Source organism: Sphingobacterium sp. UT-1RO-CII-1 (genome assembly GCF_026711005.1).
GTDB lineage: Bacteria > Bacteroidota > Bacteroidia > Sphingobacteriales > Sphingobacteriaceae > Sphingobacterium.
In genome coordinates, this window is the sequence record NZ_JAPPVJ010000002.1 from 581,648 (window position 1) to 598,511 (window position 16,864).

Sequence of the window (16,864 nt, forward strand, 5' to 3'; positions counted from 1 at the left end):
CAAGAGAGAAAAAAGCGAACTCTTGCATTGATGTAAAAGTGACTTACATGCATATGGAAGTAAACTGCATGCAGATAGACGTACACTGTATGCAGATAGAGGTAAACCGCATACAGATAGAACTAAACTGCAGACAGATAGAAGCAAACTGTATGCAGATAGAGGTAAACTGCATGCAGGCCAATCCAAAATGCATTCATGTAAACTTAGAACTGCATACAGATAGAAGCAAACTGCATGCATGTAGAAGTAAACTGTATGCAGATAGAGGTAAACTGCATGCAGGCCAATCCAAAATGCATTCATGTAAACTAGAACTGCATACAGATAGAAGCAAACTGCATGCATGTAGAAGTAAACTGTCAAGTACCTAAACATGAAGAATAGACATATGCATATGAACCAGATTTCAGGAAGGTTTCTAATTTAGTACCAGTTAAACTTCCGGTTTCTTAAAAGTTTCATAACCAAGTTAAGAACTACTTTCTTAAATTGTATCCCTTATCCGATTGCGCAAGGGAAATATTGTGATTTCAGGAAGAGACATTTTATTAAAAAAATCAATAGTGGTTAAAATATCAACAGTATTTCGTCCTAATCTATCAATAGAATGAACATGAATCTTTTCTATTAATCCCTTTTCGACTACATGTATTATCTTCTTTCCAAAAGGTCTATCTTCAAACTTAACGCTACCGCTACAGTAATCAATATAATATTCTAAGTCTGTAACTGTCGATCAATATTCTGATCACGAGATGATACTCTGATGTACTTTATAGATTTCATACCATGAATATATGAAAATCATTATAAAAATAGTATAGTCATAAGTGACACAGACTAAACATCATATAATGATATACAACATTCGCTTGGCGTGTTATATTTAGAGTATACACATAAATCTTATTAAGATAAGATCTTAAATAAGATAAAGAAACAACTTATAAACCAATTAGCAATTTTTTTTATAAAAAAAATAGTTTATATTGTTGACAGATAATAGTATTTCAAAAAAATAGTTTTATTAAAAAAAATTATATATTTACATAACCAATATAAAGAAACTAAGGTGCTCTACGAGAAAGTGTCTCCTTTGTATTGAGCACGCACATGTGAAATAGCAAATATTTAAATATGTGTAGTATTCAAAAATAATTTATGGAGTTAGTTTAAATGATATATCTAAATATAAACACGATTTTTTTTAAGGTGTGTCTGAAAAACCTATCCAACCATAATTGTGGTATGGAGTAAACAAGAGAGTAGGAAATCTAATCTTTAATTATTATGAAGAGATCATTAAGTTTAAGTATTCTTTCGTTCTATTAGTTGCTTTATATTTTTTATTTTGATAATAAAACTTGTATACAATGCTCACCCTTTCTCTCTTGGCTCCGATATGTACTTCATTCTGCTCGATATTCTTAACGAGAGGTTTAGTTTTAGTAACCTACATGAAAAGGTCAAATTAATATTGAAAGGCAATAAAATTTCAAACATCAGTTACCTTGAATTATTATATATCATATTATGTTATTTAAGCATAGTATTTTATTTCACAGCATTTATTACAATGGTTACATTTCCCATTTCAATTAATTTTGTAGTATGATAAAAAGTAATCTTCCATTCATATTTAAATTAGACTTAGTGTCGTATATAAGCAATCGTAACGAAATTTTAAAGGATATATCCCTTCAAGTAGGTCCAAATGAAAAGTGGTTTATATTAGGTAATAATGGGTCGGGAAAATCTACACTTTTAGACGTTCTATTAGATAATATAAAAGCCTCGGGAAACATTCAAAACAATATGCCAAAAAAGGATAAAATTGGTTTAATGCTAGATGGCTATCCTTTTTCTAATATATTAAAGGTTAAAGAAATTATTAAACAATATCGATTACTATATTCAATTACAGAAGAAGTTGATCATTCCATTTATGAAATATTAGAGTTAGATAGAATTAAGAATAAACAAATCGGAAAGTTATCAACTGGAGAAAAAAAGAGAGTTGGATTATTTACAGCCTTATTTCATTTTCCTGAGCTATTAATATTGGATGAGCCAATGAGTGGTATTGATCCGAATAGTCAATTTAAAATTCACAAGTTAATTTTTGATTTCCCTAGAACTGTTCTTATAGCTTCCCATGACTGGGAAGCAGCTAAGAAGTTTGCTGACAAAGTATTTTTTATTTATAAAGGAAAACAACTATTTGATAATGGCATTTCTGTAAACACTCTTTTATCAGAGCGATATATTCCGTTTAAAGAAAAACTAGTTATTCAGGAAGGAGAAATTGAGGATTTGTCTAAAGTTTATTCAAAGGTTGATTTATATCTTAAATATGATCAACAAATTATGTTATTTGGTTTTGACGAAGAGCTTATTTCTTGGTTAAATGAAAATGATATAATATTTACACGAACTCAGAAATCATTAAACGATGTATATTATTATTTGATAAAAAATGAAAGTTAAGGTGTTTTTATACAATATTTATTTAGATATTCTAAGTTTTTTCAGGTTAAAGGTAGCCGTGTTCTTTTCTATTCTTTTTCCATTACTATTATTTATTGTTTTTAGTGCTATTTGGACTTCTGATAACCCAAATTATATTGGTTTTATCTTACCTGGATTATTTGTGTTAATGGGAATGAGTGAAGGTCTATTTTCAATTGGCCCTGTTATTAAAGAATTCTATTCATCTGGTCGTATTAGATATATGAAATTTATGCCAGTTGATATTTCTTATTTTTTTATTTCTTTTTTATTGGGACGTATGATGTTCTTTATTATTTCTATCCTATTGCTATTACTTTTATCTCATTTTATTTACGATTTTAATGTATGGCAGGAAATGCCAATATATTTAATTGGTAGCATAAGTAGTTTAGTCATATTTTCTTTATTAGGATTGTGCGTTTCTTTTTTAAGTAAAAAAGATAGTGGTAAAACGCTGACCAATATAGTTTATTTTATATTGATGTTTGTTGGGGACATTTTTTATAGCATGACAGGTGCTCATCCTATCTTAAAATTCATAAAAAACCTATTGCCGACAACCCATTTACTGTCATATATGAGACATGAAAACTTTAGTACTACAATCTTATTAATATGGTTTATTAGCCTCGCTATTGTATTCAGACTATTAATTCACAATCTAAAAATTCCAAGAACCATATGAGAATATTAATTATATAGCTGGAATATTAACTTTTACATCAGCTTACAATTCTGAAACAGGTATAGATGAAAAGAAATTTTTAAAAAACTCTAATGATACAGTATTCTTTTCACTGGAAGATGATATTAATAAGGCATTTGAAGTAAGCTTTGTTACAAAAAACAATATAAAGCTTCTCACAATTCAAAATAAGTTGCTTAAAAACAATGACCCGTTAAGTAATTATTGGAGTTCATATATAGATTATTTATTAAGTCTATATTTCTTTTCACAAAACCAAAAAGATTATCTAGTTCTAGGATAACTATACACTAACTAAAGCTTATGAACAAACGGAACAAAAGGGTTCAGAGAAGCTGTCATAAAACGAAAAAGGCGGGATGTAATTCGTCCTGATACGAAAATATTTTTGTTCCACTTTTCTCAAAGAATCACAACACGTTAAAGAAGTGCACACAGATAGACGTAAACAGCATCCATGTGAACAGTCCTTCCTAAAAAGACCTTGACCGGCGGCCCTTCTCCTATCTCTTTGCTACCATGATAAGGAACTGGATAAGGTCCCCCCCTTCTCATAAATATAATGAGAGCCTCTGGTACGGATATGGGCCCAGCCATTATTTCGCAAAAATCTGTGGAACGCACTTGATTTCATATTGAAATAATTTAAGATGTAGCTTGGACAATCTGTCCCTTAAATTGCCAGGTACATCTTGAGATCCACAGCACCAAAGTAGTATATCTACCACTATATTGCGAGTGAAATTTTCTATAGATACTTTATATGATTTTATGTTACAGGTATTTATCATTAAGTTAGCATAAAGCACAACAATTATACTTAAAATAAAGAAAGAACGCCAAATTGATGATAAGAGCGCAATTATAACTTAAGGATTGAAATATGAAACCTTCTAAATGTTTGATATTCTGTCGTGATGCCAGACGGTCTAAGGCTCTCTTTGAAACCGAGGCAAAAGCAATGGCATTTATAAAATATAACAGATATGCCATCAAACGTAAAGCTGGGTTTGCCCCGGTGCGGGCTTACCACTGCACCTCTTGTGATGGCTGGCATGTGACGAGTAGAAAAGCTGTATTTGATGTTCCAGATAAAGCAGAAGTAATGATTGCAGCTTACAATCGGGAACATAATTTGGACTGGCAGAATAGACGTGATCGTTTGCGCGAACAAAAGCGAGAGCAGAGACGTGAACAGGAACTTGAACAAAAACTAATACAAGAACGGGAACAAGAAGCTGCCAACCTGCTGAAAGCACGCATTAAAAGGAATGGTCCTTTGATGGCTCTTTATAAACAAATAGAAGAGATACATAAACTTATCAAAAATAGGACTGATAAAACGCGTACGTATAAAGCCTTCACGAAGGCTTACCAAAAATTGGGAATAATAATGGATAGCCAAAGCCCGACTACAGATATCCAGATTATAAAAGATAAACTAGACTCGATTTATGCGGACTATCAGAGCAAAGAAAAATAATTTCATGCTTTATCTAGACTTCCTGCAACCTCCCCTAAGATAACACTAAAGCCTTGTGGTGAAGCCCTCCTTCTTCTATCTTCTTAAGCTGCCGCAGGCGGGGCTTTTTCAGTCCTGATGAGGTGATTGCAGCTGACGCTGGTTGATGCCTGTAATCTTCTCTAAAGCGGCATTGGTGAAGGTGGTTTTATAATAGTTGAGAAAGCTTGCTGTGTATCTCGCTTATGTTTTAAACTTGTTTGGTGTGACATAAGCTCCTGCTCTGACAATTCACCATAAACCTTAACTAAACACCTTTTAAAGCATTTTCTAACTCGGCCTTGGTTAAAGAAAGTTTACTACAGATATCAGCAACACTAAATCCTAGTTCTTGCAATATCTCGATTTTACCTTTAAGAATGCCAGAAGCCATTCCTTTCTCAAGTCCGGTAGCCATACCTTTCTCAAGGCCAGTAGCCATGCCGGCTTGTATTCCCTTATCGAGCCCCTCTTTTTTTGCCTTATCCAGTAAATATTCACGAGTTCCCATGATAATACTCCTTCCTAAATTTTGATGATAGTGTTTATATTATATGGCCATCAAGAGCCCTTCGGGGTTAATTTCTATTTCTTGTTCAAGTTCACCATAAACCTTTACTAAACACCTTTTAAAGCGTTTTCTAACTCGGCCTTGGTTAAAGAAAGCTTACTACAGATATCAGCAACACTAAATCCTAGTTCTTGCAACATCTCGATTTTTCCTTTAAGAATGCCAGAAGCCATACCTTTCTCAAGGCCAGTAGCCATTCCGGTGGCTATTCCTTTCTCAAGTCCGGTAGCCATACCTTTCTCAAGTCCGGTAGCCATTCCAGTAGCCATTCCGGCTTGTATTCCCTTATCGAGCCCCTCTTTTTTTGCCTTATCTAGTAAATATTCACGAGTTCCCATGATAATACTCCTTCCTAACTTAATTTCTATTTCTTGTTCAAAGATACTCAATACCTGTTGGTTATCAAAACTCACATAATAAGTAAGAAAGTCATATAGCCCTTGACGGGTAGCCTTACTCATCTTACGTTTCATCATTTCGTCGTACAGGTCGTGCTTGATGGTTTTCAGTTGTTCGTCATCAGCAGCAGTGTGTCGAATATCTAGCAACGCTGTAAGCACCACAACAGCAAAAGGATTGTCGTTAGCACGTAATGCGGCTTCATCCTGGTCCAAGATTTTATAGCTTTTAAAATTATACTGAATTTTGGTATCCATAAATTCGCTCACATACACAGACGGACGGTAGCTTTTATTCCGATCGTTGAGGATAGCAATAGCTGTAACCGGAACTTGGTAGCGTTCGAAGATCTTGTAATAATAACGAAACATACGCTCGGCAAGATCACCTTTGCCCTTACTACTCTGAACCTCAATATGGCATAGGATAAACTTCTCGCTACCATCTTTTAAGAATACCTTGACAAGCTTATCAACGTAACGCACACCCTTGCCCCCATTCTCTGGCGGAAAAAGGCTCTCGAACTCTTTGTCCAAGTAATCAAAAGGTTTGTCCAAATCGAATACCTCTGCAGCATCAGGAAACATGAACTGCAAAAAATGAGAAAAAGTTTGTTCGAGGATAGATTTCCACAAAAGGTCATCTACACGTCTAGCTTTTCTAGCCATAACTGTTTATCAAATGGTTAACAACACAAACATAACAATTAAAAACGACTAGAACTAATATTATTAGCAATAAGGATGTGTCATGATATAGCAGCGAAGAGCTGATTTTTTAAAAGCATTGTTAATTTAGCAAAAGACTAGAACAAGGAGAGCAAACAAACATCGTGTATTTTGACATTACTAATTCTTTACTAGTTTATAAATTTCGGAGTCGAAATAAACCACACAGTAATATTGTTCTTGAAAAAGGGAAACTATTATTGAAATTCTTTAGTTTTGAATATTTCGACTTAGGGAGAGATTAATTAGCAATTATATATATTATGCATGCGTATTTAACCTTCAAATTTCAAATATTATTTAAAAGATAATCGAACAACATTTTAACAACATGGGAATTGTACGAATTCTATCAAAAATCTCAAAACAAACCTCAAAAAACCCCACAATAAGAATGTAAATATGCAACTATTTATCTATAAAATATATTACACTTTATTTTTATATTATTCAAAACACAAAGGAGAAACACCATGGTTTAAAGCACAGATAATATTAACAATTTGTTTTGGGTCTTTAAGCGCTGGGATTTTGGGAACATTCTGTCTACTATCTCCACTAAAAGCTTTATTCCATATTCAAAATACATCTGTACACTTAAATAAATATATTTTCGTCTTTTTTTTGATATTTTCAATATGGAAGGGACTTTCATATCTTCTCTATAAAAAAATGCAAATATCGAAAGTAGATGGTAAAAGCCCACTATTTGATTTTACTCCAACAAAAAAAGACAACATATCAACTTGGATGTATGTTCTAATTCTACTTTTATCTTCAATAATTATAACAGGAATTGAAGCAGCTATTTTGGCGATTTATGACAAGACCTAAAAATAAAAAATGTTAAAAAAACACCTATCTAAAACATGGTGTCAAGTTGGTTAATAAGAAGCTCTTATTGTATTGGACAAATAAGAGTTTCTACATATGTCTAGTCCTAGGATAACTATACACTATATCATTTATCAAGCTTACTCTAAAACAACCTGGATCCCTTTGACTATAAATAGAGTAGCAACAATTATAGCCGTGACAAAATACACTTTGAGCTTGTCCCTTTTCGTTGGTTGAAATTCGTAATATGGAGATTTTCCATCAACCTTAGATATTTCCATTTTTTTAAATAAAATGAAATGAATCACTTTTCCAATTAAATAGAGAAATGTACAAGCAAAAATTAATGAATTAAGCTTTGGATATACGGTAAGTTCACCCACGAACTTTGATATCAGATTTAGTAGACCGACAGCACCTAATAAAGATAAGACGAGCAGGTAAATACACACTACAATAGCACAAAATGCCCCGAGCCATGGTACATCATTCTTAAACCTTGAATAATGTAAAAAGAAAACATAAAAAAACTTATATAAGGTTATCATATTAGATTGTATAATGTAAAAAAATAACCCCCTACTCCTGAACTACACAGTAGCATTAATAAAATCTCTTCATAGAACACAAGCACCGTGACGAAAGCCCCATGTCTTATCAGGCTAAAATAAACCGCACCCTAGAAGGTTAAATACGGACGCCTACTTCCCTAAACATGGCTATACTATCCATAAAACAAACATCTACGGCATTACAGGCTTCGGGTATCTTGATTTTTTTTTCGCCCCTCGGGCCTGCTCTCTTCGTGCGTAATAAGCTTGCGTTTATCACGATCAGCAAGCGCAAAGGCTACAAGCCAGGCATCGGCTTCGTCTGCATGCAGAAACTCACTTAAAGCAGCAGGTTTATAATGAGCAGACCTCGATGTTGCCCATTTAACTATTTCTGCATACTGCGGTATTACCTCTTGGGTGGAGACGAAAAAACTTTTAGGCAAATGCACCTCTACCCACTGCGTCAGTGCATCATTATTGTGCTTGAGCTCATTGTAGACTTTATCTATGCTTACTAAAATGCCTTCCTTACATAATCTATGTATAGTATCCCAAAAGCTGGGAAACACATCGAATGGATAATACTGACGATGTGCTTGTACGAAGAAATTGGTATCTAGGATATAACAGGTCATATTTGGTTATTTTATGACAACATTTTGTATAAATTTTGTATAAACATCTCCGTAAAGACCAGTAAGCTTGAATGCATCCTGATAAGTAATAGCGCCACTTTTGACTGCGCTATCCACATAACTGGCAAATATTGGGCTGACACGTCTTTTATTTGTTCTATAAAAATCTCCTCCCCCACTACTTTGCTCCTTTTTGGTTCGCACGGTTTCCATATACTGATCATAGAACGCAAAGAATTGAGCTTTACTGATCATACCTAAATCCATGGCTCGTCGAGCAATGACTACAGGACTTACTTTGAACCGAGTAGAGAGCAAACGAATATCTTCCATACCTGTCCAAACGTTTCTTAAGATGCTGGCAGGAACTAAAAACTCTGCTGCCACACGATCACATAAAGACTCTATAGGGTCGTCGGCAGGTAGTAGCTGATCTTGATTGAAGCCTGCGCTTTGGCCTAACCAGACATGAGCCAACTCATGCACTAACGTGAATAACTGGGCAGCTTTGGCATCGCTATTATTGAGAAAGAGGAATGGTACGTAAGCATCGACAAGTACAAAACCTCTACATTCGTTGACAGAAATGCTGCGATGCGTATTATTGCCTACTACCCCATTTTGCACAACTATAATTCCGATACGCTCGATGGCGTCTATGAGTAAGCTTAATGTATCTTCCCAAGTTTGACAGGCTAACGTCCAGCCAGCTCTGAGATTTAGAGTTTTGCGAAGATCCTGAACAAACCGATCTACTGGGGTATGAATATCAAATCGACCTACATAGTCTAATTGCTCTACCTCCAATTGTTGGAGATATTCGCGTAGCCAATCTTGACGTCGGCTTAAATCTAAGATGGTGTCATAAACATTAGGACTTACCTGATAACTAGGCGCTAGATGCCCGGTTCGGAAAAATGGGAAACCGATGGTCTCATTTGGCGGTTCGTCGAGAAAAAGGTAACCAAAAGGTACGTGCACTTTTTTAGAAAAGTCTTCCAATTGCTTAACAGTTGGTTGTCTTTCGCCATGCAACCACCTATCGACTTTTAAGTTAGGATATTTGCGGGAAAAAGCCGTAACATCATATCCAGCACGAGCTAATGCCCATGTGATAATATTTTCATTGACTGGAACAGTTACTGCCATAATGCAAAGGTACTTACTTTTGGTCTTATTTTCCGATGTAATCTCCCTAACGTTTTTCGAAAAACCACTTACAAAAGGTTCTTACTTAGATTACTAATCATTGTAAGATACGACTTTTTATTATCTTACACCAACTCGACAGCCTGTAGCTCTGCTGCCAGACGGTGAAGCCCTTCTTCTATCTTCTTAAGTTGCAGCTGACGGGGCCTTTTTAACCCTGATGAGGTAATTGCACGACCTAACTATTTTAAAAAGCTTATTTTCGATCAATTATTTGCCAATAACCTCCCAATCTTGATCCTCTACGAATGATGAGGCCTGATTCTTTCAATTTTGCAATATGATTTTCAATTGTCCGTGACGTTTTTCCAATCATTTCGGAAAGCTGTTTCGCAGAGTATGCAGGATATTCTCTAATAAATCTGAATATTTCAAACACTTCTCTCGACAAGTCGTCCTGAAGCGCTTCCGAAATCATTCCGAAGTCTTTCCGAAATCCTTCCGAAAAGCGTTATCAAAATATGGTTGACCAAAAATAGCGATAACTTTTCATTACCTATCTATATCGACAAGGAGATACTAATAAATCAACAAGAGGAAGTGCAAATAATTCGTTGTGATTGTCAGTATAGATATCTACAGAACGGTGGCGAAAAACATTTTTTTCACCATATTTACTCAGTTAGTATGGATGTCGTTATTCTATTCTCTGATAAAACTCTCTGCATCGAAGTGGTAGACGGCCAGAACCAACAGTTTTAAGATGCCACACCTCGGCTCTCGATGAAATAGTATGCTGGAAGTAAGATTAACTTAATAATTCCCAATAGCCTGATCTATCACTCCCAACACGCCTTATAATATTATCTTCTCTTAAACCTCGTATATGTTTATCAATAGGTGTCGTACTGATTCCAATATTTTCTGACATTGCTTTCTTTGATATCTATGGGTTCGCTTCTATCAACCTTATTATTTCCTGCTGACTTTGTACCAACCCACCTACCAACCCACCTACCAACCTTGTTATGACTTCTTTGATTGTTTTCTTAGCGCAACCATGACTTGACATAGAACAAAAGCACCCATAAAAAAAGCCATTCAATAAACTGAATGGCTATATATATTTTTAGCAGATGCTATGTTGCTTAAAGCTTTTCGATCTCTTCGACTGTCAGTTTAGTGAATTTCACAATCTGCTCGATGGTTAACCCATCTTTCTTCATAGCCTTGGCGGTCTCAATCGCATTTTTACGTGCGCCTTCAGCTAAACCCTCAGCTTTGCCTTCAGCTAAACCCTCAGCTTTGCCTTCAGCCAAACCTTTAGCCAGCCCCTCAGCCTTCCCTTTAGCCAGCCCCTCAGCCTTGCCTACAGCTAGACCTGCAGCATGGCCTGAGCGCAATGCGGAGTTATAAACGCTTTCTGCGTCCCGTCTTTGTTTTAAACTTGCTTCGTATGACATTAGATCCTCCTCTTTTAATCGTCCTACTTCTCCTATAGCAAACATACGATCAAATATCCGTTTATCCAAAAAAGACGGCAATTTATCCATGGTACTCAAGTGTTTAAGAAGATAGAGCCATTGATCCATTATGGTCTCGAGTTCTTCTGGCCTTTTATTGAAAACAGGGAGAGAGACCAACTTGTAGCCCAATTTGTCATAAAAAACCTCATGCGTATGTTTATCACATAAGGCGACATCATAGAAATACGGGCGGTCTGTTTTTCGGGATAGCGCTGTACCCTCGCCTTTATCCATATTGAACTCTAAAATACCAACGAAATAAACTTCTGGAAGGCAGTAGTCATTGCCTTTTTTACCCCTAGCCAATTGTTTATTAATCAGACGTGAGGTATAAAATACAGCACGATCCTTAAAAAACTCTTGAAACAACTGCTGGAACTCGACTATAAAAACCTCGCCATCACTACCCACACAGTGTAGGTCAAAAACAACGCGGCGCATATCTTGCTGATCGCCATCATGCTCGACAGTTTTATACTTTAGATCGGCAATTACCTTCTCGCCTTCAAATAGACTATTAAGAAATTCGATCAGAAGGATCTTATTTTCTTCACGTCCAAAATAAAATTTGATACCAAAATCGGTTCTTGGATCAACATACTTACCTAAGTGCTTTTTTAATTTACCCATAATCATTATTTATTTGGTTATTAAGCAAATATAATAATTTAAAAACTAAAAAGCTAAAATAATTAGCATTAAATCATAAATATATATATATATTTAAAGGATGAAAACAACGAACTGGCCACACTTCCAAGGATAAAGCTCTCTGCCCACACCTTACTAAGCATAATAAAGTGAATGAAAAACAGAGCCTACACAGAAGGGCATAAAAAAACTGTGTCCAATATAAATTATCATATCAGACACAGTTTTTTAAAATCTAGTTGGTCATCAGCGCAGACGACACAAGACAAAATTATCTATACCTTTTTGGGAGGAAGATCAAAAGCTACGGCTTCGTGTTCGAAATGCCCATTGTGAGCTCCGTCGCAGAAAGGTTTGTTTTTGGATAATCCGCAACGACAGATAGAAAGTACTGTTCTGCCCTGAAGGCCGTATGCATTACCGTTTCTATCAAGAATTTCAAAATCTCCCTCGATCTTTACTGACCCGTTATTATTAATAGTAAGTTTCGTTTTCGACATAATAGTAAATAAAAAATATTTACTACAAGAATAACCAAAATGAATTGATAAAGCAGCATTGTTTTCCTAATTTAGAAGCGTTCCATCCACTCCCACACACTATGGTATTGGTCGAGGGAAGTAACATAATCTAAAAAGCCTTTGTAAAAATCATGCTCTCCGATGGTTGCGCTATCGCCGATAACGATAAGTTTTTTCTTCGCTCTCGTCATGGCAACATTCATGCGTCGGATATCAGATAGAAAACCTATTTGCTGAATAGCATTGCTTCGTGTCAAAGAGATATAAATAATGTCTTTCTCTTGCCCCTGAAAACTATCAATGGTATGGATCTGAATGGATGGACGAATGGAGGCTAGCAGATCGTCGGCAGCGATAATTTCTTTTAACAAAATAGACTGCTGACGATAAGGCGCTATAACACCAATAGTTGGAAAATCAGACGCTGTATATTTTTTGGACAGACCGGTAACCGTTTCCAGAAGATGACGGTAGACAAATAAAGCCTCTTCTTGATTTGAAATTGCACTATCTTCAATCGTTTCTTCGTAGCCCGCCCCAGCTGTATCTATAAAAACAAGGGGCTTGTCGTCATCAATCAAATGCCAATCGGCGACGGTTTCAGCAGCGGTTAACCTGCCTTCGTACAACATCTTAGACGGATAGTGCATGATCTGCTGGTGCATACGGTATTGAACATCCAATAAGAAGACAGACGCAGCAAATCGATGGAACATTTTCTCAAACAGGGTGATGTACAAACCTTCCCCCGGCTGGAGCGATGACTTGACTGTTGGAGGCAACTGGCAATGATCACCGGCCATGATAACCCGATTGGATTTCAGTATCGGAATCCAGCAGGCAGGTTCCAAGGCCTGTCCGGCCTCGTCAATAACAAGGGTATGAAAGTTTCTTTCCCGTATACTGGGATGGTTGGCACCTACTAAGGTTGTCGTTATCACCTCGGCATTATCCAAAATAGCAGCACTGATATAATCTTGAACCGCATCGATCTCTTTTCGGATTTTATGGGCCTCGGCAAAAAGTGCCTTGCGCTGTTCACGTTCAGACCTACCAAAGCTCCGTTTATACTTATGCGCCATATCTAGGTATGCTCTTGCCTGTTTTTCGAGCGTTTTGCGCTCTTTATTGGCCTGATGCGCATCAATACGGGCGTCTAATGTTAATTGCTGCAGATGATCAGATACGCGTACCGGATTGCCTATACGCACGACTTCGACCCCGACGTGGGCTAAACGTTCGGACAGCAAATCAACCGCTGTGTTGCTGGGCGCGACAACCAGAATTTGTTTTTTATTTTTTGCTAACAGTGCTTTGATACCCTCAATGAGGGTAGTAGTTTTTCCTGTACCCGGCGGACCGTGCAGGATGGTCAAAGGCTGATCAGCAAGCATGGCCGAAATGGCTAAATTTTGACTTTGATTGAGTTTGGGGTTATGATAGTGGTTTTCTTTTTCATGCGCTGCTTCCCATGATTCTTGACCAACTAACTGCGCTACAATATTACCGGGCTTAGCATGGGCTATTTGTGACTTGGCTTCTTCTAGGGCTACAAACATTTCGCGGTAGGAATACTCATCAAATAAAAGGTCAACCCCTAGTTTGCCTCTACGTGACCAATCGGGCAATTCGTCTTCCCGGATAGAGATGCGCATGCTATCACGCCCGACATAGCTTATTACGCCTTCTATACGATCGGTCTGGGGATCGTAATTAGAGAATAAAGCGACGGGCATTCCGAAGCGGAATTTGTGTCCTTCCTCTAAAAAATTGGTCTTCTGAATGGTAATACTTAGATAATCGCCTCGCCCTAATTCGGTATTGGTAATGGAAATAGGAAACCAGCTCACGCCCTGCAGCCGACGCTCTTGTAAAGTGCTATGTAGTAGTAATTTTTCATGCTGAGCAAAATCATAGTCTTTTTCTTCTTTTAAAAGAGTGATTTGCTGATCAAAATAATTCATAGTACAAAGAAATAGCTTTTTTATAGATTTTTATGATTTAAAATATTTTTGAAGGCGCAAAATAATGTGGTGTTAACCCTACCCCATTGTTTTCTTTTTGATTTTACAAAATGCGTTATTAAATTCATTTCTATATGCTTTTGCATATAAAAGTGATATCCACTATAAAAAAAGTAGGCACTTTCTGTTTGCTTAACTATTGGCAAATAGCAAACGCTTCATGTATATTTACCTTTTTATAAATAGAAGTACATTTATACAAAGCCAAATTGAGAAAATCGATAGCCATAAAAAATAAGATAGAAATAACCGAACTTATTAAAGTTGCGCCCTTTAGAAAGAATGTACGAACGACTAAACCGCATACGCACAATAATTATTTTGAGATTATTTATCTATCGAAAGGTAGCGGCACGCATGGCATCGATTATAATATATACCCGATAGAACCCCCTACTATATTTCTGGTGCGCAAGGAGCAGGTGCACCATTGGGATATCACGTCCGAACCTGAGGGGTATGTACTACTACTGAGAAGGGCTTTTCTTGAAAAAACACTAGACAATGAGTTGAAAAAGCTCTTTTCCAGTTTAAGTGCATTGAACTATTTGCAGCTAAAAGAGGTGGATAGCATAGAGACACTCTTTCGATTGCTGGTGGATGAGCAAGACTTTACAGTTGTTGAAGGTTTGTTAAAAGCACTCTTGGCGAAGATAAACAAAGTGATACCTCCGCTTGCTATACCCGACAAACAGCAGGAGAACTTAAGTGTGCAATTCAAAGATCTACTGAACCAACCAGACGATCTGATAAATAGTGTAGCCTATTATGCTGAAAAACTAAATACTACACCCCAAAACCTAAATGCATATTGTAGGAAAGACTATAAGAAGTCGGCCTCGATGTTAATTTCTGAACATATGATCAGTGAAGCAAAAAGATTGTTGATATATACAGATAACAACATTACACAGATAGCTTACAATCTGAAATTTAACGATACTTCTCATTTTGTGAAGTATTTCAAACGCTATGTAGGCACCACACCCCAAGCTTTTCGGAACAACAGTATAAACCACAATAATTTCAAATAGACCGTACAAGGCTGCTATTTTACTTGAAATTTGTATGGCACTATTTACTCGTAACAACGCTGGAACGGAAATGGGGACTTTTATGATGCGCTGTATTTCTTTGGCTTTGTTGCTTTTATAGTAGCTATAACACCAAACCGTTTTTTATTTTCTATTATGCAATATGCAAAGATCTTAACCCACTCTTGTTGGTGGAGTTTTATGTTTTTTCTATGTACTACAACAGTACATGCGCAACAAACCGCAGCAATTAGCGGTAAGGTGATTGACGCCAACAATGAAGCCCCCATAGAATACAGTTCAGTAGCCTTGTATGCTAAAAAGGACTCATCGCTGATTGCGGGCACCCTGACAGATAATAAAGGCCTATTTTCACTAAAAGATTTACCTTTCGGGAATTATTATTTGACTGTACAGTTTATAGGCTACAGCAACAAAACGGTAAACAATATTGAACTCGACCGAACAGACAATAAAATAGACTTGACCGATATTGCTCTGACTTTAAATACTGAAATGTTAGATGCCGTAGTGGTTGAAGCGACAGGCAGCGATATGAAACATAGCATAGATAAACAGATCTATAAGGCCGACCAGTTTATAGCAGCCAGCGGAGGATCGGCGATAGACGTTCTTAGAAATATGCCTTCCGTTTCTGTTAATGTGGATGGCGAAATATTAATGCGGGGAGCGGGAGGCTTTTTACTGCTCCTGGACGGCAGACCTGTGGCAGCGGATGCTACAGATTTTCTGAGCCAGTTGCCAGCCAATAGTATCGCAGATATAGAGATTATCACGTCGCCTTCGGCAAAATATGACCCGGACGGAAAATCGGGGATAATTAATGTGAAAACTAAAAAAGGTAAGGGAGATGCAGCATATCTTCAGGTAAATGCCTTACTGGGCGCACCAAGTATAGAGACTTTTGGGAATGAAAAAACTGCCCGACGCTTTGGAGGCGATTTCATATCGAATATCAGAAAAGGAAAATGGGATATTTCGCTAGGCGGAGATTATAAACGAAATGATAATACGGGTTATAGAGATGGAATAGTACGCACGATTATAGACGGGGTGCAAACAAAATCGCCTTCGTTGGGTGAACGGAGCTACCGCCGAGAAGCATACTCGGGGAGAGCGGCAATGACCTATGCGATAAACGAGTGGAACAGCCTGTCGGCATCGGTGTATGGTGGAAAAAAATCGGAATGGAGAACAGCGGACCTTTTGTATGAAAAAATACAAACTAGGCAAGGTGAAGACATACCTTTCGCTAGCTCGTCTTATTTTAACAAGAATATGCGTGAACGGCGAGGTGATTTCTTTATTAGCAGTTTAGATTATCAACATATTTTTGCAAATAAATCATCGCTCCAAGCTTCGGCTTTATACGAGCGCACAGAGTTGGGAGGCCCGACAGATAACCTTAATGTGAATCCAACAGATCATAACGATGTCTATGAGCAGCATATAATGGAGGTATTTAAAACATATTGGAGAGTTTGCTTATAATG

19 protein-coding genes are annotated in these 16,864 nt (G+C 36.7%); 7 read left to right on the forward strand and 12 right to left on the reverse strand.

Going from position 1 to position 16,864, the window contains the following annotated elements:
- The first annotated feature begins 53 nt into the window (after positions 1-53).
- Positions 54-374: a hypothetical protein gene (locus ORI89_RS06400; RefSeq protein WP_268229613.1), complete on the forward strand. Its 321-nt coding sequence runs from the start codon at positions 54-56 to the stop codon at positions 372-374.
- Between the two features lie 113 nt (positions 375-487).
- Here ORI89_RS06400 and ORI89_RS19265 read toward each other — a convergent pair whose 3' ends face one another.
- The gene (locus ORI89_RS19265) at positions 488-712 is read right to left on the reverse strand and encodes a recombinase family protein (RefSeq protein WP_442800873.1); all 225 of its coding nucleotides are present in this window, start codon (positions 710-712) and stop codon (positions 488-490) included.
- A gap of 902 nt (positions 713-1,614) precedes the next feature.
- On the opposite strand from ORI89_RS19265, the gene ORI89_RS06405 reads away from it, so the two are divergent.
- Positions 1,615-2,490 (forward strand): ATP-binding cassette domain-containing protein, encoded by an 876-nt coding sequence (locus ORI89_RS06405; RefSeq protein WP_268229614.1) that lies wholly within the window; start codon positions 1,615-1,617, stop codon positions 2,488-2,490.
- Positions 2,480-3,199, forward strand: a complete 720-nt coding sequence (locus ORI89_RS06410; protein ID WP_268229615.1) for an ABC transporter permease — start codon at positions 2,480-2,482, stop codon at positions 3,197-3,199. Before ORI89_RS06405 ends, ORI89_RS06410 begins: the two co-directional genes overlap by 11 nt.
- 441 nt (positions 3,200-3,640) lie before the next feature.
- Here ORI89_RS06410 and ORI89_RS06415 read toward each other — a convergent pair whose 3' ends face one another.
- Positions 3,641-3,775, reverse strand: coding sequence for a hypothetical protein (locus tag ORI89_RS06415; protein ID WP_268229616.1), 135 nt, complete (start codon positions 3,773-3,775; stop codon positions 3,641-3,643).
- A gap of 406 nt (positions 3,776-4,181) precedes the next feature.
- Between ORI89_RS06415 and ORI89_RS06420 the strand changes: the two genes are divergently transcribed.
- Positions 4,182-4,703, forward strand: coding sequence for a hypothetical protein (locus tag ORI89_RS06420; protein WP_268229617.1), 522 nt, complete (start codon positions 4,182-4,184; stop codon positions 4,701-4,703).
- 286 nt (positions 4,704-4,989) lie between these two features.
- Here ORI89_RS06420 and ORI89_RS06425 read toward each other — a convergent pair whose 3' ends face one another.
- Both ORI89_RS06425 and ORI89_RS06430 read right to left on the reverse strand, forming a co-directional pair.
- Entirely contained in the window at positions 4,990-5,232 is a 243-nt protein-coding gene (locus ORI89_RS06425) for a hypothetical protein (protein WP_268229618.1), read from the reverse strand.
- 107 nt (positions 5,233-5,339) lie between these two features.
- Entirely contained in the window at positions 5,340-6,359 is a 1,020-nt protein-coding gene (locus ORI89_RS06430) for a hypothetical protein (RefSeq protein WP_268229619.1), read from the reverse strand.
- Between the two features lie 732 nt (positions 6,360-7,091).
- Here ORI89_RS06430 and ORI89_RS06435 point away from each other — a divergent pair.
- Positions 7,092-7,253 carry a hypothetical protein gene (locus ORI89_RS06435; RefSeq protein WP_268229620.1) on the forward strand — a complete coding sequence of 54 codons (162 nt, stop codon included), beginning with the start codon at positions 7,092-7,094 and terminating at the stop codon, positions 7,251-7,253.
- A 690-nt stretch (positions 7,254-7,943) separates the two neighbouring features.
- Here the strand turns inward: ORI89_RS06435 and ORI89_RS19270 are convergent.
- The 8 genes from ORI89_RS19270 to ORI89_RS06470 all read right to left on the reverse strand — a co-directional run bounded on the left by ORI89_RS19270 (position 7,944) and on the right by ORI89_RS06470 (position 14,256).
- Positions 7,944-8,030, reverse strand: coding sequence for a hypothetical protein (locus tag ORI89_RS19270; RefSeq protein ID WP_442800874.1), 87 nt, complete (start codon positions 8,028-8,030; stop codon positions 7,944-7,946).
- On the reverse strand, positions 8,008-8,445 hold the full coding sequence (locus ORI89_RS06440; RefSeq protein ID WP_268229621.1) for a DUF4411 family protein: 438 nt from the start codon (positions 8,443-8,445) through the stop codon (positions 8,008-8,010). The genes ORI89_RS19270 and ORI89_RS06440 overlap by 23 nt, the downstream gene beginning before the upstream one ends.
- A 6-nt stretch (positions 8,446-8,451) precedes the next feature.
- Entirely contained in the window at positions 8,452-9,594 is a 1,143-nt protein-coding gene (locus tag ORI89_RS06445) for an ImmA/IrrE family metallo-endopeptidase (RefSeq protein ID WP_268229622.1), read from the reverse strand.
- 256 nt (positions 9,595-9,850) lie between these two features.
- The gene (locus ORI89_RS06450; RefSeq protein ID WP_268229623.1) at positions 9,851-10,072 is read right to left on the reverse strand and encodes a winged helix-turn-helix transcriptional regulator; all 222 of its coding nucleotides are present in this window, start codon (positions 10,070-10,072) and stop codon (positions 9,851-9,853) included.
- A gap of 330 nt (positions 10,073-10,402) precedes the next feature.
- Entirely contained in the window at positions 10,403-10,525 is a 123-nt protein-coding gene (locus ORI89_RS06455; protein WP_268229624.1) for a hypothetical protein, read from the reverse strand.
- 217 nt (positions 10,526-10,742) lie between these two features.
- Entirely contained in the window at positions 10,743-11,750 is a 1,008-nt protein-coding gene (locus ORI89_RS06460) for an Rpn family recombination-promoting nuclease/putative transposase (protein ID WP_268229625.1), read from the reverse strand.
- Between the two features lie 296 nt (positions 11,751-12,046).
- Positions 12,047-12,271, reverse strand: coding sequence for a CDGSH iron-sulfur domain-containing protein (locus tag ORI89_RS06465; RefSeq protein WP_268229626.1), 225 nt, complete (start codon positions 12,269-12,271; stop codon positions 12,047-12,049).
- Positions 12,272-12,342: 71 nt separating this feature from the next.
- Positions 12,343-14,256, reverse strand: coding sequence for an AAA domain-containing protein (locus ORI89_RS06470; protein WP_268229627.1), 1,914 nt, complete (start codon positions 14,254-14,256; stop codon positions 12,343-12,345).
- Positions 14,257-14,525: 269 nt separating this feature from the next.
- Between ORI89_RS06470 and ORI89_RS06475 the strand changes: the two genes are divergently transcribed.
- Both ORI89_RS06475 and ORI89_RS06480 read left to right on the forward strand, forming a co-directional pair.
- Entirely contained in the window at positions 14,526-15,350 is an 825-nt protein-coding gene (locus ORI89_RS06475) for a helix-turn-helix domain-containing protein (RefSeq protein ID WP_268229628.1), read from the forward strand.
- Positions 15,351-15,506: 156 nt separating this feature from the next.
- The gene (locus ORI89_RS06480; RefSeq protein ID WP_268229629.1) at positions 15,507-16,862 is read left to right on the forward strand and encodes a TonB-dependent receptor; all 1,356 of its coding nucleotides are present in this window, start codon (positions 15,507-15,509) and stop codon (positions 16,860-16,862) included.
- Positions 16,863-16,864: the final 2 nt, after the last annotated feature.